20 protein-coding genes, 1 pseudogene and 1 other annotated feature are annotated in these 18,800 nt (G+C 34.5%); of the genes and pseudogenes, 17 read left to right on the forward strand and 4 right to left on the reverse strand.

Annotated elements, in window-relative coordinates; translation table 11 throughout:
- The first annotated feature begins 951 nt into the window (after nucleotides 1-951).
- The 11 genes from ACQKNX_RS04145 to ACQKNX_RS04195 all read left to right on the forward strand — a co-directional run bounded on the left by ACQKNX_RS04145 (nucleotide 952) and on the right by ACQKNX_RS04195 (nucleotide 10,775).
- Nucleotides 952-1,113 (forward strand): hypothetical protein, encoded by a 162-nt coding sequence (locus ACQKNX_RS04145; RefSeq protein ID WP_427427705.1) that lies wholly within the window; start codon nucleotides 952-954, stop codon nucleotides 1,111-1,113.
- A gap of 139 nt (nucleotides 1,114-1,252) precedes the next feature.
- Nucleotides 1,253-1,939, forward strand: coding sequence for a DUF421 domain-containing protein (locus tag ACQKNX_RS04150; RefSeq protein WP_427427706.1), 687 nt, complete (start codon nucleotides 1,253-1,255; stop codon nucleotides 1,937-1,939).
- Between the two features lie 404 nt (nucleotides 1,940-2,343).
- Nucleotides 2,344-3,249: an arginase gene (rocF, locus tag ACQKNX_RS04155; protein WP_427427707.1), complete on the forward strand. Its 906-nt coding sequence runs from the start codon at nucleotides 2,344-2,346 to the stop codon at nucleotides 3,247-3,249.
- A gap of 278 nt (nucleotides 3,250-3,527) precedes the next feature.
- The gene (locus tag ACQKNX_RS04160) at nucleotides 3,528-4,955 is read left to right on the forward strand and encodes an amino acid permease (RefSeq protein WP_427427708.1); all 1,428 of its coding nucleotides are present in this window, start codon (nucleotides 3,528-3,530) and stop codon (nucleotides 4,953-4,955) included.
- Nucleotides 4,956-5,176: 221 nt separating this feature from the next.
- Nucleotides 5,177-5,944, forward strand: coding sequence for a DUF817 domain-containing protein (locus ACQKNX_RS04165; protein ID WP_427427709.1), 768 nt, complete (start codon nucleotides 5,177-5,179; stop codon nucleotides 5,942-5,944).
- 208 nt (nucleotides 5,945-6,152) lie between these two features.
- Entirely contained in the window at nucleotides 6,153-6,707 is a 555-nt protein-coding gene (locus ACQKNX_RS04170) for a pyridoxamine 5'-phosphate oxidase family protein (protein WP_427427710.1), read from the forward strand.
- A gap of 145 nt (nucleotides 6,708-6,852) precedes the next feature.
- Nucleotides 6,853-7,248: a VOC family protein gene (locus ACQKNX_RS04175; protein ID WP_427427711.1), complete on the forward strand. Its 396-nt coding sequence runs from the start codon at nucleotides 6,853-6,855 to the stop codon at nucleotides 7,246-7,248.
- 30 nt (nucleotides 7,249-7,278) lie between these two features.
- Nucleotides 7,279-7,480 (forward strand) — a binding site (T-box leader).
- A gap of 36 nt (nucleotides 7,481-7,516) precedes the next feature.
- On the forward strand, nucleotides 7,517-8,041 hold the full coding sequence (locus ACQKNX_RS04180; protein ID WP_427428261.1) for an EamA family transporter: 525 nt from the start codon (nucleotides 7,517-7,519) through the stop codon (nucleotides 8,039-8,041).
- A 369-nt stretch (nucleotides 8,042-8,410) separates the two neighbouring features.
- Nucleotides 8,411-9,142: an AAA family ATPase gene (locus ACQKNX_RS04185; protein ID WP_427427712.1), complete on the forward strand. Its 732-nt coding sequence runs from the start codon at nucleotides 8,411-8,413 to the stop codon at nucleotides 9,140-9,142.
- On the forward strand, nucleotides 9,139-10,362 hold the full coding sequence (locus ACQKNX_RS04190; RefSeq protein WP_427427713.1) for a GNAT family N-acetyltransferase: 1,224 nt from the start codon (nucleotides 9,139-9,141) through the stop codon (nucleotides 10,360-10,362). Before ACQKNX_RS04185 ends, ACQKNX_RS04190 begins: the two co-directional genes overlap by 4 nt.
- A gap of 98 nt (nucleotides 10,363-10,460) precedes the next feature.
- Nucleotides 10,461-10,775 carry a TIGR04104 family putative zinc finger protein gene (locus tag ACQKNX_RS04195; RefSeq protein ID WP_401007429.1) on the forward strand — a complete coding sequence of 105 codons (315 nt, stop codon included), beginning with the start codon at nucleotides 10,461-10,463 and terminating at the stop codon, nucleotides 10,773-10,775.
- A gap of 42 nt (nucleotides 10,776-10,817) precedes the next feature.
- On the opposite strand, the gene ACQKNX_RS04200 is transcribed toward ACQKNX_RS04195, so the two are convergent.
- Complete coding sequence (locus tag ACQKNX_RS04200; protein ID WP_427427714.1) at nucleotides 10,818-12,218, reverse strand: PLP-dependent aminotransferase family protein; 1,401 nt, start codon at nucleotides 12,216-12,218, stop codon at nucleotides 10,818-10,820.
- A gap of 358 nt (nucleotides 12,219-12,576) precedes the next feature.
- On the opposite strand from ACQKNX_RS04200, the gene ACQKNX_RS04205 reads away from it, so the two are divergent.
- Nucleotides 12,577-13,185, forward strand: a complete 609-nt coding sequence (locus tag ACQKNX_RS04205; protein WP_427427715.1) for a CPBP family intramembrane glutamic endopeptidase — start codon at nucleotides 12,577-12,579, stop codon at nucleotides 13,183-13,185.
- A gap of 107 nt (nucleotides 13,186-13,292) precedes the next feature.
- Entirely contained in the window at nucleotides 13,293-13,979 is a 687-nt protein-coding gene (locus tag ACQKNX_RS04210; protein ID WP_427427716.1) for an MBL fold metallo-hydrolase, read from the forward strand.
- A gap of 234 nt (nucleotides 13,980-14,213) precedes the next feature.
- Here ACQKNX_RS04210 and ACQKNX_RS04215 read toward each other — a convergent pair whose 3' ends face one another.
- From ACQKNX_RS04215 to ACQKNX_RS04225, 3 genes and pseudogenes are all read right to left on the reverse strand, one after another.
- On the reverse strand, nucleotides 14,214-14,666 hold the full coding sequence (locus ACQKNX_RS04215; RefSeq protein WP_427427717.1) for a hypothetical protein: 453 nt from the start codon (nucleotides 14,664-14,666) through the stop codon (nucleotides 14,214-14,216).
- Between the two features lie 163 nt (nucleotides 14,667-14,829).
- Entirely contained in the window at nucleotides 14,830-15,285 is a 456-nt protein-coding gene (locus tag ACQKNX_RS04220; RefSeq protein ID WP_427427718.1) for a hypothetical protein, read from the reverse strand.
- Nucleotides 15,285-15,380, reverse strand: a pseudogene (locus ACQKNX_RS04225) (polymorphic toxin type 35 domain-containing protein); the annotation flags it as partial. The pseudogene ACQKNX_RS04225 and the gene ACQKNX_RS04220, both read right to left, overlap by 1 nt.
- Nucleotides 15,381-16,279: 899 nt before the next feature.
- Here ACQKNX_RS04225 and ACQKNX_RS04230 point away from each other — a divergent pair.
- The 4 genes from ACQKNX_RS04230 to ACQKNX_RS04245 all read left to right on the forward strand — a co-directional run bounded on the left by ACQKNX_RS04230 (nucleotide 16,280) and on the right by ACQKNX_RS04245 (nucleotide 18,784).
- Nucleotides 16,280-17,128, forward strand: a complete 849-nt coding sequence (locus ACQKNX_RS04230; protein WP_427427719.1) for a helix-turn-helix domain-containing protein — start codon at nucleotides 16,280-16,282, stop codon at nucleotides 17,126-17,128.
- 156 nt (nucleotides 17,129-17,284) lie between these two features.
- Nucleotides 17,285-17,458 (forward strand): hypothetical protein, encoded by a 174-nt coding sequence (locus ACQKNX_RS04235; protein ID WP_427427720.1) that lies wholly within the window; start codon nucleotides 17,285-17,287, stop codon nucleotides 17,456-17,458.
- Nucleotides 17,459-17,879: 421 nt separating this feature from the next.
- Entirely contained in the window at nucleotides 17,880-18,062 is a 183-nt protein-coding gene (locus ACQKNX_RS04240) for a hypothetical protein (protein ID WP_427427721.1), read from the forward strand.
- Between the two features lie 86 nt (nucleotides 18,063-18,148).
- Entirely contained in the window at nucleotides 18,149-18,784 is a 636-nt protein-coding gene (locus ACQKNX_RS04245; protein WP_427427722.1) for a response regulator transcription factor, read from the forward strand.
- The last annotated feature ends 16 nt before the right edge of the window (nucleotides 18,785-18,800 follow it).

Genomic DNA, 18,800 nt, shown 5'->3' on the forward strand with positions numbered 1-18,800 from the left:
TCTGTTAAAAATGAGATAAATGTAATTAATTAATTATATGCGGATGAAGGTAGGATTCCGCGGAAGGAAGGTAGGATTCCGCGAAAGAGGGGTAGAATTCCGCGGAAGAGAGGTGTAATCCCGCGAAAGAGAGGTGTAATTCCGCGGAAGGAAGGTAGGATTCCGCGAAAGAGGGGTAGGATCCCGCGGAAGGAAGGAGTAATTCCGCGAACGAGAGGCAGAATCCCGCGAAGGCGAGGTAGGGTTCCGCGGAAGAGGAGTAATCCCACGAAGTCGGGGTAGGATTCCGCGGAAGGAAGGTAGGATTCCGCGGAAGAGGGGTAGAATTCCGCGGAAGAGAGGTGTAATCCCGCGAAAGAGAGGTAGGATTCCGCGAAAGAGAGGTAGGATTCCGCGAAGGCGAGGTAGGATTCCGCGAAAGAGGGGTAGAATTCCGCGGAAGAGGGGTGTAATCCCGCGAAAGAGAGGTGTAATTCCGCAAAAGAGGGGTAGGATCCCGCGGAAGGAAGGAGTAATTACGCGAACGAGAGGCAGAATCCCGCGAAGGCGAGGTGTAATCCCGCGAAAGAAATGTAATCCCCAGAATGAATGAAAAAGGAATCCCGCGTAAGAATGCCGGAATTCCTTGGTCTTTAATGAGAAGAAGTTATACTTTGTAATCGATCTATTAGTTTTTGACCGGAACTATTGAGTCCCGTTATTTCAACTGTAATCCCTTTTGCATGTAGCAAATGTTTTACTTTATGCAAGGCACCTACAGCATCATCATCCAATAGACGACTATTTCTAAAATCTATAGTAATTTTAGTATTCATGTCTTCAATTTTTTAAAGTAATGGACAAAGCTATGTGTGGCAGCAAAGAATAGTGGGCCTTCTATATACAAAGAAGATTGCACTTAAAATAACCTTAGCAATGACTCCTTTTGATAAATCAAGGGTGTATACTACGATGATAACCGATACTAGCATAACGATTGCATCACTAGGAGGTGCCATCACTAAATACTTGAATGAATTCCAATTAAATGTACCGATACAAACCATAATCATGATGCCGACAAGTAATGGCATTGGGATTTTTACTACTAAATTACATGATATTTTAAAATGAAACAGGCATCAGCAAATCGACATTAAATCAATCTTTGGAGTCATTGGAAAACTTTGACGAGAATCGCTAATTAGTGCCTAGTTTTAGTGTATTTTATTTTATGCATAACACATTCTATTGTATAGATAGGAGTGGGAGCATGAAAGATGTAAGCTACTTACAAATAGCAATAGAAACGGTCATAACTTTTTTTGTACTTCTTGCACTAACACGTTTTTTAGGTAAAAAACAATTAAGTCAACTTACGTTTTTTAACTATGTAACAGGCATAACAATAGGCTCAATTGCCGCTAACATGATCGTTCTTAGTACAAAAGATTACACAAAAGATTTACTGAGCTTGGTTATATGGTGCTCGCTAACAACAATAATTGGCTATATTAGTTTGAAATCCGGAAAAATAAGGATGATTCTTGATGGTCAACCTACAATCGTAATAAAACACGGCAGAATTGATAGAAAAGCATTGAAAAGGACGGGTGTCAATATAGATGACTTAACGATGATGATAAGGCAATATCAAGTTTTTTCAATTGATGAAATCGATTTTGCGATACTAGAACCGAACGGCACGCTTAGTATTCTAAAGAAACCTCAATTTCAAGGTACGCAAAAAATAGATATGAACATTTCACCTAAAAACCCACCGTTTTTACCTATAGAAATAATATCAGACGGAAAATTATTAAAAAGAAATTTATTAGAAGTTGGAAAAAATAGAGAATGGCTAAAAAGCGAATTAAAAAAAGCAGGAATCAATAATATTGAAGAAGTCTTTTATGCTGAAATCCAATCAGATGAAAAATTATTCATACAAAAATTTTAAACTAGAACTCACTGTCAAATGAGATTCTGGTTTTATTTTTTTATTATATTATTAAAATATATCGATATCGAAACCTATTATTATTACACAAATATGGATATAGTTTAAATATTTTTACATTATATTGATATAAAACCTAAAATTAACGCAATATTTTTCTGAAAAAACAATAAAAATGAAGAGTTTTAATCTTTCATTTTTGAAATTTATGACAAAAATACATATAAAATTTACAAAATAAGTATCTTTATTCATTGTAATTGTGTTTATGCATTCATTTATGCAAGAGAAAATCTATGTTTCTAATAATCTAAACTGTATAAAAATTAAAAATAATGTCGAGTTGAGTCAATTTTTCATTTTCTTTATACTGTGAAAGTAATTATTGGAGAGGAGAAAATATTATGCGTAAAGAAGTTACAATTATTGGGGTGCCTATGGATTTGGGTCAAACTAGAAGAGGGGTTGACATGGGGCCGAGTGCTATCCGATATGCAGGACTGACAGATAGACTAGAAGGCCTTGGCTATTCGATTGATGACTTAGGGGATTTGAATATCGAATTCGTTAAAAATGATGAAACAATAGAAACAACAACAAACTTAAAAAATTTAAAAACTGTTGCAGATGCTAATGACAAGCTTGGTCAAAAAGTAGATCATGTCATTTCCTCTAATCGCTTTCCTTTAGTTTTAGGAGGAGATCATAGTATTGCCATTGGAACATTAGCAGGTGTTTCGAAACATTATGAGAATTTAGGCGTTATTTGGTATGATGCCCATGGTGATTTAAACACAGGTGAAACATCTCCATCAGGAAATATCCATGGAATGTCATTAGCAGTAAGCTTAGGGCTTGGACATCCTACACTTACCAATATTGGCGGCTATGCTCCAAAAGTAAAGCCTGAAAATGTAGTAATTATTGGAGCTCGTGATTTAGATTCAGGTGAGAAAAAGCTGATTAAGGAAATTGGCATTAAAGTTTATACAATGCATGAAATCGATCGCTTAGGTATGACGACAGTAATGTCAGAAACGATTGAATATTTAAAGGAACGTACAGATGGTGTCCATTTATCTTTAGATTTAGATGGTCTTGATCCAAACGATGCACCAGGTGTAGGAACGCCAGTTGCAGGCGGTATTAGCTATCGTGAAAGTCATCTAGCTATGGAAATGCTATCGGAAGCAAACATTATTACTTCTGCAGAGTTTGTAGAGACAAACCCAGTATTAGATCAATATAATAAAACAGCTATTGCTGCAGTAGCTTTAATTAGCTCTTTATTTGGCGATACATTACTTTAAACAATGGATTGGGGAAAATCAATTAGCTGATAAGGAAGAACTTTTTAGTAAAATGAGGTCGCGACAACCAAATTTAAGAAAAATGCTCTCCCTAATTGTAGTTTACAATAGAAGGAACGAATGCTCTAGACTAATTAAGCACTTTTATTTGTCAGAAAATTGAATGTTCACAAAATAGATTTAATTTTAAAAATCACATCTATTAATATTTCTCATCATTATCTTTTTGCACTTCAAAAAGAAAGTGCTTACAAGATAATAGTGTAAGGGGTTATTTTATGGCAACAGAACAACATGAATTAAAAAGAACTATGAAAGCTAGACACTTATTTATGATTTCACTAGGGGGATGTATTGGGACTGGCTTTTTTCTTGGATCAGGTTTTACTATAAATCAAGCAGGGCCAACTGGTGCTATTCTTTCTTATTTAGTAGGCGGGTTAGTGATGTATCTAACGATGCTTTGTTTGGGTGAATTGTCTGTTGCTATGCCAGTATCTGGTTCATTTCAAACATATACGACGAAGTTTATTGGTCCTGCTACTGGCTTTGCCGTTGGCTGGTTGTATTGGCTGGGCTGGGCAGTAACGGTTGCCCTCGAATTTTTAGGGGCTGGACAACTTATGCAAAGATGGTTTCCTGAATCACCAGTATGGATGTGGTGTTTAATATTTGGTGCCTTGCTCTTTTTATTAAATGGTTTATCAGCGAAAGCATTTGGTGAAGCAGAATTTGTTTTCTCTAGCATAAAAATATTGGCTATCATTATGTTCCTAATTGTTGGAGGAGCCGCTATGTTTGGCCTTATTGATATGAAAGACGGATCCAACGCTCCATTCCTTAGTCATTTTTATGAGCATGGGCTATTTCCAAATGGTGTCACAGCACTACTTATTACAATGATTACTGTAAATTTTTCATTCCAAGGGACTGAATTAATTGGTATTGCTGCTGGGGAGAGTGAAAATCCTGAAAAGACAATTCCTAAATCTATTAAACAAACAATTTGGCGTACACTTTTCTTCTTTGTATTATCTGTAGTAATACTTGCCGCTATAATTCCAATGGATAAAGCAGGTGTTGTTGAAAGTCCATTTGTAGTTGTTCTGGACAGCATAGGCATACCTTATGCGGCTGATATTATGAATTTTGTAATTTTGACAGCTCTATTATCGGTTGCAAACTCTGGTCTATATGCAGCAACACGTATGTTGTTCTCTTTATCTGTTGAAAAGATGGCTAGCCCAGTTTTAGGGAAAGTTAATAAAAGAGGAATTCCGATGAATGCATTATTAATTACACTTGCTGTCGCTGGTTTATCACTATTATCAAGTGTATTCGCGGCAAAAACAGTGTTTGTTTGGTTATTATCTCTAGCAGGTCTAGGTGCTCAAATAGGCTGGATAGCAATTACAGCATCGCAAATTGCCTTTAGACGCTCGTATGTTCGTCAAGGTGGTAAAGTGGAAGATTTAAAATTCAAAGCACCGCTGTATCCAATCGTTCCAGTTTTAGGTTTAACAGCGAATTGTATTGTTATGGCAAGTTTAGCATTTGATCCGTCACAACGATTAGCTTTATATTGTGGAGGCGCATTCTTTATCGGCTGTTATATCGTTTATTATGTAAAAGTGAAAAAAACGAAGGCGATAAAAGTAAACCAACAGGAAGTACAGTTAAAATTAGATCAAAAAATGTTTCTTTAAATGACAAGAGTAGCTGCAATGATGTGGCTACTTTTGTTGTTTTATTTAGGTTTACAAAAGACGTATAACACAAAAAATTGTTCCACTAAAAAGTGAAATAATTTATCGTTTTTCGATAAAAAAACATTGTAATAAGATAATAAATCATTTATTCTTCATACAAGAAGAGATTATTCTTACGCTAGTTAATTTTCTCGTACTTTGTTACATGAGGTGAATAAATGTTGAAAAATTTTTTAAAAGACTTAGCGTACTTTACGTACCATCAATCCTTGTCTTGTATATTTCCTGTTGTCATATTTGTGACGCTTGCGCTGTCAAAAATAATTCATTTATCAGGGATTCCAAGATATGATTTTATTCTAATAGTTTGTCTTGTGACACAGTACTTGATGTATAAATTTGGTCTAGAATCTAAAGATGAAATAAAAGTAATCTGTTTGTTTCATATTATTGGTCTTTTACTAGAATTATATAAAGTGAACTTTCATTCTTGGTCTTATCCAGAAGATGCGTGGTCCAAAATTGGTGGTGTGCCCTTATATAGCGGCTTTATGTATGCCAGTGTGGCTAGTTACATTTGCCAAGCTTGGCGTAGGTTTGATTTGAAAATTATAAATTGGCCAAGAAGTTATGTGGCTATCCCATTAGGAGTTATGATTTACTTAAATTTCTTCACACACCATTTTATATATGACGTGAGATGGCTGTTAATGGCTGCACTTTTTGTTGTGTTTTATCGGACCGTTGTCCAATTCACAGTACGGCACAATCACTATAAAATGCCTATTGTTGTATCATTCCTTTTAATTGGATTTTTCATTTGGATTGCAGAGAATATTGCAACATACTTTGGTGCATGGTCATATCCTAACCAAGAGGTAGCTTGGACAATTGTGCATTTTGGAAAAATTAGCTCTTGGTTTTTACTTGTCGTAATTAGCATTATGATTGTCGCACAGCTTAAATTATTTTATCGAGAACAGTGAAGAGGCAAATCATCCTAAGTAATAGGAACAAAAAGTAAACAAAGACAACAGTTTCAAATAGTGAAGTTCCAATCAAAAGTATGAAAATTTAACGTTGTACCCATTCCTTTTCTTCAAACTGTCCCTTTTTTAGACGTCATTCCTGCTATAGACTCTCTTTAGAAGTTAGTAGTTTTTATACTCGTTAAAAAAGGGAGAAGTGATTAGGATGGAAACTAAAATTCGTATGGTGAATAGAACATGTACAGACGAGGGGCAAATCAATCAATTTTTACGAGGAGCTCAAACAGTTTTTCTTGGGTTAGTGGATAACAACATGCCATATGTAATTCCTTTAAATTTTGTCTTTAAGGATGGAAACTTTTATATTCATGGTGCAAATGAAGGAAGAAAAATTAACATTTTAAATAATAATGCTAATGCATGCCTTACAATAAGTGAAATTTATGGAACAATCGCAGATCCGATTCCAGCGAATACAGATACAGCTTATATGAGTATTATCGCAAATGGAAAAATCGAGATTGTAACGGATTTAAATGAAGCAACAGCAGCTATGCAAGAAATGCTTGATAAATATGTCCCGAATTATTATAAAGTACCTTTATTGAAAGCACATGTCGATAAATATCTATCTTCTTTAGGTAGTAAAACTGTTGTACTTAAATTGAAACCAATTACCATGACCGCAAAGGAACATAAAGGTGATGAACAAATGAAGTTTTACACTGGAAGAAAGGTAACTCAAGATATAAACCGATAATATGTTATGACTACAAACAAAGCATTAACTTTGTAGGTGCTATTAAAGTAATTGGACAATCATTATATTTGATTATATGTTATATTTCCTATCTATAAAAAAATGCATTATAGTAAATATATTCTATTACATTTAGGAGGATACGATGGGGAGATTAGTTCATTTTGAAATTCATGTGAGTGACATGGAACGGGCAAAGGCTTTCTATGGCAACATATTTGGATGGTCATTTGAAGATTGGAGTGACTACGCTGGTATGCCGTATTTTGGGGCAGTGACAGGGGGTGAGGAAGAACTTGGCATCAATGGTGCTTTAATGCAACGACAAGGTCCTCCTCCAGAACCAAACCAAGCTATGAATGGATTTGCTTGTACAATGGGTGTGGAAAATTACGATGCAACAGAAGCTAAAATTATTGATAATGGTGGGAAGGTAGCAGTAACAAAATATGCTCTTCCAGGGATGGCATGGCAAGGATATTATACAGATACTGAAGGCAATGTATTTGGTATTCATCAGCCAGATAAAAATGCAAAATAAAGAATAAATAAATGACTTACTATAATTCTTAATAATTCAAATGATTAGAAATAGTAACGAAAATCATATACTTGGAGAGAGATGATGGCTGGTGAAAATCATCGTAAATGATTCGTGAACTCGTCCAGGAGTTTTTATACTGAATAAGTAGGTATAAACGGCAGCTACCGTTATAGGTAAAGTGAGCATATATGCTAAACAGAGTGTTACCGCGGATAACTTCGTCTCTACATTTATTGGAGATGGAGTTTTTTTGTTTTAGTAAATGATGAAAAGTGGGAGAGATGGAGCGCTTTTTACTGCAATGAGTCAAGTATTTTATGCTAAGCAAGTACAAGAAGTGCCGGCATTTCTATTTACAAGTATAAGTTTATTTCTAACAGCATTCTACTTTGCATTTTTTGCACGTACACATAAACATCATAATAAATGGCAAGGAACAATCGGCTATGTTGTGAAATTAAATGGAGCGTCCGTTCTCGCCTTTATGAGTTTTTATTTTGCATTAAAATACGTGGAGTCTGCCATAGTAAGTGCACTTGAAATGGGTATTGGGCCATTATTTGTCCTAGTTCTTGCGGTCATTGCAAAGGAATCGATTCTAAGGATGCAGTGGCTAATTGCCATAGCAACTATGATTGCGTGTATTGTACTTATTGTGGCTGTACTTAGCGGAAACTCAGCAGTCCAGTTAGAAATAACAATGCCTGTTATCATAGCCTTATTCGCCAGTATTAGTTGTGGGGTGGGTGCTGTTTTATACACCTTGAGGCAGGCTGGACAACTTCTATGATTTTGACAAATCGTTATTATGGCATAATTTTATTATCTTTTTTCGCTAGTTAAGCTGTATTTTTTGAGTATTTCTCAGGAAATATTGGCTGGATACTTGCTGTAACAGCAATGGGTGTCATGCTTCCGCTGTATTTATTTCAAATAGGCATTGGGTATTGTTCTCCTTTAATGGTGATGATGAGTTTATGATTTGTTCTATTATTCACTTTTTTCTTTCAATTATTCGATTCTAGGCTTATGTGGTAACCTATTTCCTTAATCGGTATCACTCTATTATTCATAGTAGGTATTTTTAGTTTGTATTTTGAAAGAAGGGCCGTTTCAGAGTAGCGAATGCGAGTTATACTAGTACCAAGGAGGGGACACAATGTATTTAAAATCATGTAAGGTTTTACAAGATGACATAGACGATAAACGACTGTATCCATTTAATATACCCAGTTTGCAGGATTTAAACGAACTAGAGTTTCCAACAAATGTAACATTTTTTGTTGGGGAAAATGGCTCTGGGAAATCAACGCTTCTGGAAGCAATTGCAGATCGCTGTGATTTTAATACAGCAGGTGGTGGACGTCAAAATATTTATGAAGTACATAAAGCGGAATCTGCACTTGGAGATTACATACGATTATCGTGGTGGCCTAAAGTTTCTAACGGCTTTTTTCTACGATCAGAAACGTTTTATCAATTTGCAAGCCATATTGATTTGTTAGAGAATCACCCTAATAAGTATACTGCATTTGGAGGGAAATCCCTACATCAACAGTCACATGGGGAGTCATTTTTATCGCTATTTATGAATCGTTTTAAAGGAAAAGCGATTTATTTACTTGATGAGCCTGAAGCAGCTTTATCACCTACGAGACAGCTCAGTCTTCTAAAAATAATGAAGGATTTAGAGCATGAAGCCCAGTTTATTATCGCTACACATTCACCTATTTTACTCGGTTATCCGAATGCTACCATCTACAGTTTTGAAGATGGAGGAATTGAATCTATCCGATACGAGGACACTATACATTATATTATAACGAAGCGGTTTTTAAATGCTCCGGAGACCATTTTTACAGAGCTATTTGATGAGGAGAGAAAAACATGAATCAACGGAAAGGTTTAGTAATGCGGGAAATACGACTAGATGAGATGGCACAGTCCATCGATTTGCTAAACTACGTATTTCAGATGTCTATGTCTATTCATAAAGATCGTCGTTTCGTTAATGCCAAAAGTAAACAATTTGACGAAGGACATGCGTTTGGTTGGTTTGACGGCTCACAACTTGTATCACAAATTTTAAATCTGCCTTTTCAAATCAATGTACATGGGAAGTTTTATGAAATGGGTGGGATAACGGCAGTTGGTACGTATCCTGAATATTCTAGACACGGCTTAATGGAGAGTCTCATTATAAAGTGCTTAGAACAAATGCGTGAGGAAGGTCGGTATATTTCTTATTTATTCCCTTATTCAATTCCATATTATCGCAAAAAAGGCTGGGAAATTATGAGTGATATTGTGGAATTTCAAGTGAAAGATACACAACTTCCTCATTATGGTGGATTAAATGGTAAAATTCGTCGTGTTGATCCTAAAGATAAAGATGTTGTTACAATTTATGCACGTTATGCAATAAAGACGCATGGTGTGATGGTGCGTAATAGCATTGCTTGGAATGAAAAATTTCAAGAAGATTTTTGGGAAGAAAAATTTATAGATAGTGATGTCAAACTGCAGGCAGCAGTCTATTACGATGAGGAAGATGAGCCACAAGGCTATATGTTCTATCGTATTATGGAAGAAAATTTTTATATCGATGAAATCGTTTATATACAAGAAGAAGCACGAAAAGGGTTATGGAATTTTGTCTCTGCACATAGCTCAATGGTTTACAATGTATATGGCAAAACGACCGGCAATGAAGCGGTAGCATTTTTACTTGAGGACAGTGAAATTATTCAAAAAGTATCTCCTTATTTTATGGCACGCATTGTAGACGTAAAGGAATTTTTATTGCGCTACCCGTTTGTAGGGAATGACTTTCAACTGCGCTTAGCAGTAAGCGATCGTATTGTTGCTTGGAATAACGGTACGTTTGTCGTAACGGTACAAAACGGAGAAGTAGCAGTTGATAAGATTAGTGAACAACTGTCCGAGAATGCTATTCAACTGACAGTTCAAACATTAGCGACGATGCTACTTGGGTATAAACGACCTAGCTATTTGGAGAAAATCGAACGATTACAAGGTGAAGCGATTGAAATGGCGCTATTAGAAGCAGTATTACCAGTAGGAATCCCAACGTTTATTGATTATTTTTAAAAGATTTTGTACAGTAAATGACTGTGCAAATTCTTTTTTTAAAATTTAGTGCTTCTCTATTAAGCGATATGGCATAATTAGTGAATGGAGGGATTTGTATGCCAAAATGTATTAAATGTAAGGAGAAATGGACTTGGAAGCAGTCGATGCGTTCGATTGTGACATTTTCACGTTTCATTAGTTGTCCATATTGTGCTAAAAAACAAATGTTTACATCAATGACACGTATTTCTATTTTACTATTGGTATTTGTACCTTATATCACAATGCCTTATGTGGTCGATGATGAAGTTAAAGGCTCAGCTGTAGCAATCGGGATTGCTATCTATTTAATCGTATTACTTATGATGATGCCGTTGTTAATGGATCTTCGTGAAATACCAAAACATTTACAAAAATATGCACAAAAATAATACATAATAAAAAAACGCAGGAATATGACTTTCCTGCGTTTTTTATTTGTTGATTGAAGTCAACTGCCAAGCTTTTGCTAGCTGTTGAACCCCATTCTTGATGTCTTCCATTTCCAACTTACTAAAGCCTAATTGCAGTATTGGTTCAGCTGTGAGATGTTCAAGAAAATACGGGCTTGTTGGATACACTTTTACGCCGTATTTTTCTGCAGATTGGATGAGTTGTTCTTCCGTTTGTTGGACATGCAACTTGACCAATACATAAAGGCCTGAATGTTCTCCAAGTATTGTAATATTGGCACCAAATTGTTGTTGAAGCTGCCCAACAAGATAGTTCATTTTCTGTTTATAAATAAGGCGCATTCTTTTAATATGCCGAGTCCATTCACCTTTTTCCATAAATGCTGCCATCGTTAATTGATGAAGTGATGATGCATTATGTTCAAATTCACTAAACTGTTCCTTGTAACGATCTAGAAGTGACTTAGGTAATACCATATAACTTAGACGAATACCAGGTAAAAAAGATTTTGAAAAGGTCCCAATATAAATAACCCGTGAATGATCAATGGATGCAAGCGCAGGAAATGGCTGCTGTGCATAGCGAAATTCACTGTCATAATCGTCCTCGATAATGTATCCATCCACTGTTTTTGCCCACTGAATAATAGTTTGGCGTTGCTGTATAGACATTGTGACGCCGTAAGGAAAATGGTGTGAAGGTGTAACATATAAGAGTCGTGATTGCATTTCTGATAATAATTGTAGCTGTGTACCTTGCTCTAAAACAGGGAGTGCTTCTAGGGTAAAGCCGTTTAGTTTAAACGATTGTCGTGCACCAATATAACCAGGGTCCTCGACAATCAAACTTGCGAAATCGTGCTTCAAAATAAAACCTAGGTACAGTAACATTTGCTGTGTACCACTACCAACAATAATATTATCTGCTTCGCATTTAACCCCGCGTGCTTGTAATAAGTATTGGACAAGCTGCTCTTTTAATAACGGTTCCCCAAACGGTTCCCCATACACAAAACTTTCCTCTAACTGGAGTGCACGATTAGCAAATTGTCGCCATACCTTTAACGGAAAATGTGCTTGATCGACAGCTCCTGCCCGAAAATCAATCTTTATAGCAGGGGGCACCTGCTTTACGTTTGACGGAAGCAATGATGCTTCCTCTTCCTTTAAAAAAACTTGTTCCAATACATTGACGAAATAGCCCTTGCGTCCTTCACCTCGTATGTATCCCTCTGCTACAAGCTGATCATAGGCAGTCAAAGTAGTATTCCGACTGACCTGTAACGTCTCCGCCAACCTTCGAATAGAAGGGAGAGAATCATTCGACTGTAAGTTTCCTTGCTCAATTAAAGCTTTTAATTGCTGATAAATCTGTTTATACTTTGGTTCTTCATTGCTAAATGGAAAAATAAAATCGTTCATATGTAAGACCTCCTTGTCATGCAGAAAGATATAATAATGTTCTTTTTTAAATGTCAGATAGTTATGTATTATAGTACAGGAATCCACGTTGAAAGGAAATGACAGATGACGAAAATCATCAGTTGAAAAATAAGTATAGAAAGTAAAATTGTTTTGCTTTCTTTTATTTTCTATGAAGGTTTTCCGATTTATGGACGATTGTAGAAATAGTAAAAACGATTAAAACCGAATGACATTTTCACAAAGCGGACAAATGATTTAGTCGTGTTTGAATTAACACATAAAAATTACTGATTTTAGCTCCTGTGTTCTGTATGATAATGTAAATAGAGTGCGTTTAAAACATAGGAGGGGTTTAATGATTGTGGAAAGCCTAATTAATGCGGTGATGCAAATCATTTTATTTTCAGTAATTCCATTTTGTTGGTGGTTAATCCTCGCAAGAAAGAAATGTTCTTTTCTTGTATGGCTCGGTTTTCAAAAACCTAACATTGAAAACAAAGCTAATTATTGGACATGGTTTCTTGTCATCTTGGCATTATTAGTTATCCCAATTAATATAATTATTTACTTTTTCGTAGATGAGTCGTTATTGGCATCCAACCGTTTTGTAGGACTTGGATTTTCAGCCGTAATACCTGCATTAATATATGCGATTTTACAAACTGGCTTATCAGAAGAGCTGTTTTTTAGGGGTTTTTTAACAAAGAGGCTTGTTTCTAAATTAGGTTTTTATAAGGGAAATGTCCTGCAAAGTTTACTATTTGGAGCTATTCATGGCTTGATGTTTTTGTCGTCTATTCAGTTAATAGGAGTTGTTTTCATCTTCATCGCAACATCATTGGCAGGTTATTTAATGGGTTGGATAAACGAAAATTTATCCAAGGGTTCCATTATTTCGAGTTGGGGGATTCATAGCAGTGCCAATATACTTGCAGCTTTCATGGCGATGTTTAATGTAATATAGCTTGTAAATGACAATAACTGTTTTTTGAATGCACTTATTGAAAAAAAGCCATTTTACAATGTACAGTTAATGAATATTCCAAAAGCACGCGTATGGGGGAGAGAAAAATGAAGATAGTAGAACTACCAATTGAATTTGAATTTAATGGACAAAAGAACACTATTTATCCGAGCTTAATTGTAGTGAATGATGAACTAACATTGGTCGATACTGGGTACTCAAATTTTTACCCTTTGATTGAAGATGAAATATTAAAAACTGGCTTTGAGATGAAGAATTTAAAGCATATTATTATTACGCACTACGATGATGACCACATAGGTTCCTTATATGATTTTAAAGCAAAACATCCTTGGGTTAACGTCATAGCAAGTGAAATAGAATCGAGATATATTAGTGGTGAAATGAAGTCTGAGAGATTGGTGCAAGCTGAAGAAATGCTCGAAAATATGCCACCAGAACAAATTGAATTTGGAAAATGGTTTATCCAACAATTAAAGGATTTAAAGCATGTTGCAATCGATAAAAAGGTACATGATGGCGATATGATTCTACATAACGAATGTAAGGTAGTAGCAACACCTGGGCATACATCAGGGCATATTTCATTATATTTCCCAAATTTAAAAAGTGTCATTACAGGCGATGCAGCTGCACATGAAAATCAAGAATTGGTCATTGCCAATCCACATTTTTGTTTAAATATAGAGAACGCAGGACTGTCTTTGCGTAAGATTAAAAATCTTCATGCTGATAATTACTATTGTTATCATGGTGGAAAATTTACTATTTAAAATAGCGAGGTGAAGTGGGGAGCCAAAAAGGATAAAACACTAGTGATTACAAATATGAGGATTTGGAAAAATTATAAATACCAAATCCTCTTTTTTGTTCGCTGATGTCGGGAGGGGATTAGTTAAATGAAAAAACTATTATTTTACGTCTATAAGGCACGCTGTTGAAACACTATAAAGACGTGTTTCAACAGCGTGTTTATATTTATTTTTATAGGAGCACAATTTCAAATTTTATTTAGTTTTACGTTGTAACTCTTTAAGGGAACTTTTGGCGGTATTATTAGCAGGATCTAACGCTAAAATTTTATGGCAAATTTCAATCGCTTTTTGGTCACTCACTAATTTATCAGGAACGATATTTAGGAATAATAAATTTTCTAAGTCACCTGCATCTTGTTCATTTGTTAGCTCTACAGCTCTTTGTGCGTGATAGAGTGCACAATGATAGGCGCCTTCGATAGGCGTTAATGCATTTACAAATAAAGAAAAGGCAAGATTGTGTAACTCTGCTGAATCTTCTTTCATTAATAAATAGTGCAAAAAGGTATAATTAATTAAATTACTGTTATCATAAGCAATCGATATAAGTTCATTCTGAAATTGGTCGAAATCAATATTATAATATACTTTTTCTGCCTCTTTAAAGTTGACTGATAGAATAAGTTGCTCTAGGTTTTTTAACATTGTATCATCACCTACATATTAGATTTTTTTGCTATTTAATAATAGATTAACAATATTTATAAGTGAACTTGGGCTTTTTGAAGTTTCAACACTAGGTTTAAAACAAATCCTTATAACGTTTTAACCATAGTGCTTATACGTCTTTTTACAAATGTAATTGATATTACTTAGTTTTTTTACGTTGTAATTCCTTAAGGGAACTTTTCGCGATTTTATTCGTTGGATCTAACGCTAAAATTTTATGGCAAGTTTCAATCGCTTTTTCATCACTCACTAATTTATCGGGAACGGTATGAAGGAATAATATAAGTTCTAAATCCCCTGTATCTTGTTCATTTGTTAGCTCCACAGCTCTTTGTGCATGATAGAGAGCACAATGATAGGCACCTTCGATAGGAACTAAAGGGACTATCAATAAAGTAAAGGCAAGATTGTGTAACGCTACAGATTCTTCTTTCATTAATAAGTAATGTAAAAAGGTGTAAAAAAGGATATTGCGGTTATCATAAGCACTAATTATGATTTCATCATCAAATTGCTGGAAATCCATTTTGTGGTATAATTTTTCAGCCTCCATAAAATTTACTGATAGAATATAGTATTCTAAATTATAAGTCATTATTTATTCAACCACGCATTTCCTATGTGTATTTTTCCATTCTTTCTTACAAAAGTTACTGTTATTGTTTGACCATTCATATTTAATGTCTTCTTGATTTAACTAATTCTTCTATAATAAATGGTCATTATTTGAATTTTTCAAAATATGCGTAAAAGAATATTTAAAATAGTTTCTATAATTCTCTTGTAGGTTAAGTGGTTAGAAATATAAATGAAGTTTTGAAGGAGATCATTTATTTTGATTTTCTATTATTCTTTTAGGAATATTTTGTTTCAAAATGCTAAATTTTTTGTATAAATAAAGAAGTGATACCAATGCTTGTGGATTTAGACCGAATCTACTGTTTTAAGTGCATAATGTGTTAAAAGCGAGGAAAAAGTCAGCGAAGAGTGATAGGTCAGGAGTCAAATCTAGTAGAGATATAATTAAGGGGGACGGATGTTATTTTGGAATGGAAACACTTTTAGACAACTTTTTTAAGGGTTCCTTTAAAGCATAAGGGACGGTCAGGTTGCTTGACATGGAGCCTCTATGGGATGATTTGTTGCGCCAAGAATCCAGCTAAATAGGGCTGGCTTAGCCAAACGAGGCATTTAGTTCGTTAAAAGTACTGAGTGGAAGAAACAATAAGGGTACTTCTATAAATTTAAAAAGCTTTACAAACCCTCTGTCCGAAGTTGGTTTGCAAAGCTTTTAGATATGGACAACAAAAAAACACCAATTGTACAATAAAGTTAGAACTGGACAACAATGATAAGATGGTAAGTGGCTCAATCTTTACATTCATTCAAAAACAGGGAAAGGGGCTTAATGAACTTGTTATTAGCTTCCTGTCCCTGTCCCGACTAACCAAAGTGTTGAAGTTGCTTTTTCTAAATTTACTGCATCAATCAATTTGATCACCCCCTTGTAAATTATATAATTGCATACATTTCAATCGTTTTCGCTAAATATTCTTGAAAGAATATTTTGTAAAGGAGTGAATGTCAACGTGAAAGGTTATGGTGAGATTACAAAACAAATTAGGAATGGTAAAGGGTATACACAAAAACATGTGTCAGATAACTTGTTAACTCAAGGTGCGTTTTCAAAGTTTGAAAATAAGAATACAGACATAAATTTGGCAACGATGCATGGGATATTAAATCGTCTAGGTATTACATTTGAGGAATTTTTTTATATTCAAAATGGCTATCAATACAGTAAACGTGATGATATCATTACACAATTTTATCGTTTAACCTATAACGATGAAGCTGTACTGAGAGAACTCTTGGAAAAGTGCAAACAAGACTTAAAAGATTTTAAGGAAGATCAACAAGTTGTTCATATTTCTATTATTTTAGATGGACTCATCTTTTTAGCTAAAACAGGTGATTTTGAGCTAGCGAAGAAAACCGTTGAACCAGTTTGGCGTGACTTATCTAAACGCAATCAACTTTATATTGGTGATTTATATATGTTGAATGCGATTTTATTTTTTTTCCCTTTACCAACAGTCCTTCAAATAAAACAATTTGCTTTACGACACATCGCCTTATATGGAAACTTTCGTCATGTGTCACGATTACAAATTAATATTTCAATGAATATTGCTTTACTATTAATGAAAGATAATAAGTATTCAAAAGCACATAGAGAAATATTAAACGCCATATTTTTATGCAAAAAAGAACATGATTTCATCCTACTATCTATTTGTTATGTAAGAAAGGGCATCTGTCTTAATCACCTTAGTCAATCAGGTGAAAAATGGATACGGAAAGGTGTAAATATGTTAATGACCCTTGAGCAATTTTCATTATTAGAAATGGTAGAAGAAGAAATAAAACAATACTAGGCTATTAATTGAGAAACGACATTCATTATTAACCCTTGATAATTAACGAAAGGATGGGGGAAAGCCATTAGCTTTGATTAGGATTGTGCTTTGCTAGTTATACTTCAATTAGGTATTATTAATCAAGAATCCACGGAAAAGAAAGGTCGGATTTATATGACAGAATGGCCAAAAGGCGTTGCTAAGCCTGCAATTCGAGCATTGAATGCTGCAGGCTATACACAATTGCAACAACTAAAAGATGTTGATTTAGCGAAATTAAAAAATTTGCATGGTATGGGTCCCAAGGCGCTTGCTGCAATTGAAACGGCATTAAAAGAAAGTAGGTAACAATTTGAATAAACTCACATTATTTTTGTTGGCGATGGTCGTGTATTATATCTTAGTAGTTTTTGTTGTCAGTAAGCTTTTTATCTTTCCGATTATAAAGGTGATGATGCTCGTTTTCTTTATTGGGGCTGGCCTTATATTCACAAGAAGGATGCGGAAGAAGTTACAGTAGATTTTTGTTCGTAATAAGAAGTTTAGATAAGTACATAGGTGTGTTCGGTATTCACAATTTCATTTCAATCAATAGGCTGGAAACTTACTCTAAACCATGTCTAAACATTGTAAGATAACATGTGATAACAAGGAAACAGTCGATTGAAAAAGTAAAGAACCTTTAATTGACTGTTTTTTTGATTGCGTTTCGCGTTTTAAATCACATGGTGGAAGGGAATTACGATGAGTTTAGTTTAAGGTGGATAAAATGAAATATTTAATTGCTTTATATGTAATGATGATGCTAATTGTTTTTGTAAATTTAATCAGTGAATTTATATTAGGTGGACGTTATTTAGCCATTGCTAGTTGGATTATTTGTTTCTTGTTCTTTTTCGGAACTATCTTTTTTGCAAATGCTAGATACTATTTAAGGAAGAATGGTAAGTAGTATTAGAAATGCAACTATAAAAATGTGGTTGATACTGTAAATGTTTCGTAACTTTAAATGAAAACTATTCGAAGGAAGGGATACGATTGATTTCAGTTTTAGTTGTGGATGATCATCCAATTGTTTTAAAAGGTTTAAAAATGTTGTCTTTGGAGATAGAAGATTTAAATATTGAAATCGAGAAGAATCCACATAAAGTAATTGATAGAATGCAAGAGGAAGAATTCCATGTATATTTAATTGATGCTTGTATTGCCACATATAACAATCTAGAACTTATGACAAAAATCAAAGCAAAGCAGGGACAAGCAATTATTATTTTATATACGACTAATGATGATTGTTCGTATTATTCCCTATTAGTTGAGAAAAAAGTGGAGGGCATTCTTGTAAAAACCGCTCCTATTGATCAAATTATCTCAACAATTCGTTTAAGTATTCAAGAGAAAATCGTGGTTCCAACCGATTTTTTAGATTATATAAATGAGAAAATAAATGATCGATATGCTAATTTAAAGCTGACGCATCGAGAAATAAAATTACTGCAGATGTTAATCAAAGGCTATCCAAATAAGAAAATAGCAGCAATATGCAATGTTTCTGTGCGTACGGTAGAACGCCATTTATCCCAGCTTTTTAGCCTGTTAGGTGTATCTACAAGACTAGAAGCGGTTAAGGTTGCAAAAGAGAAACAATTGCTTGATGAATTTAAAGATATTTGATGATAAAAGTGTCGGG

It is taken from the genome of Lysinibacillus sp. NPDC093712, assembly GCF_050280025.1.
In the GTDB taxonomy this organism is placed as follows: Bacteria; Bacillota; Bacilli; order Bacillales_A; family Planococcaceae; genus Lysinibacillus.

Excerpts from the sequence above, each read along its gene's own strand:
- ACQKNX_RS04145 (WP_427427705.1), top strand. The coding sequence starts at position 952 with ATGATAACCGATACTAGCATAACGATTGCATCACTAGGAGGTGCCATC.
- ACQKNX_RS04150 (WP_427427706.1), top strand. The coding sequence starts at position 1,253 with ATGAAAGATGTAAGCTACTTACAAATAGCAATAGAAACGGTCATAACT.
- rocF (WP_427427707.1), top strand. The coding sequence starts at position 2,344 with ATGCGTAAAGAAGTTACAATTATTGGGGTGCCTATGGATTTGGGTCAA.
- ACQKNX_RS04160 (WP_427427708.1), top strand. The coding sequence starts at position 3,528 with ATGGCAACAGAACAACATGAATTAAAAAGAACTATGAAAGCTAGACAC.
- ACQKNX_RS04165 (WP_427427709.1), top strand. The coding sequence starts at position 5,177 with ATGTTGAAAAATTTTTTAAAAGACTTAGCGTACTTTACGTACCATCAA.
- ACQKNX_RS04170 (WP_427427710.1), top strand. The coding sequence starts at position 6,153 with ATGGAAACTAAAATTCGTATGGTGAATAGAACATGTACAGACGAGGGG.
- ACQKNX_RS04175 (WP_427427711.1), top strand. The coding sequence starts at position 6,853 with ATGGGGAGATTAGTTCATTTTGAAATTCATGTGAGTGACATGGAACGG.
- ACQKNX_RS04180 (WP_427428261.1), top strand. The coding sequence starts at position 7,517 with ATGAAAAGTGGGAGAGATGGAGCGCTTTTTACTGCAATGAGTCAAGTA.
- ACQKNX_RS04185 (WP_427427712.1), top strand. The coding sequence starts at position 8,411 with ATGTATTTAAAATCATGTAAGGTTTTACAAGATGACATAGACGATAAA.
- ACQKNX_RS04190 (WP_427427713.1), top strand. The coding sequence starts at position 9,139 with ATGAATCAACGGAAAGGTTTAGTAATGCGGGAAATACGACTAGATGAG.
- ACQKNX_RS04195 (WP_401007429.1), top strand. The coding sequence starts at position 10,461 with ATGCCAAAATGTATTAAATGTAAGGAGAAATGGACTTGGAAGCAGTCG.
- ACQKNX_RS04200 (WP_427427714.1), bottom strand. The coding sequence starts at position 12,218 with ATGAACGATTTTATTTTTCCATTTAGCAATGAAGAACCAAAGTATAAA.
- ACQKNX_RS04205 (WP_427427715.1), top strand. The coding sequence starts at position 12,577 with ATGATTGTGGAAAGCCTAATTAATGCGGTGATGCAAATCATTTTATTT.
- ACQKNX_RS04210 (WP_427427716.1), top strand. The coding sequence starts at position 13,293 with ATGAAGATAGTAGAACTACCAATTGAATTTGAATTTAATGGACAAAAG.
- ACQKNX_RS04215 (WP_427427717.1), bottom strand. The coding sequence starts at position 14,666 with ATGTTAAAAAACCTAGAGCAACTTATTCTATCAGTCAACTTTAAAGAG.
- ACQKNX_RS04220 (WP_427427718.1), bottom strand. The coding sequence starts at position 15,285 with ATGACTTATAATTTAGAATACTATATTCTATCAGTAAATTTTATGGAG.
- ACQKNX_RS04235 (WP_427427720.1), top strand. The coding sequence starts at position 17,285 with ATGACAGAATGGCCAAAAGGCGTTGCTAAGCCTGCAATTCGAGCATTG.
- ACQKNX_RS04240 (WP_427427721.1), top strand. The coding sequence starts at position 17,880 with ATGAAATATTTAATTGCTTTATATGTAATGATGATGCTAATTGTTTTT.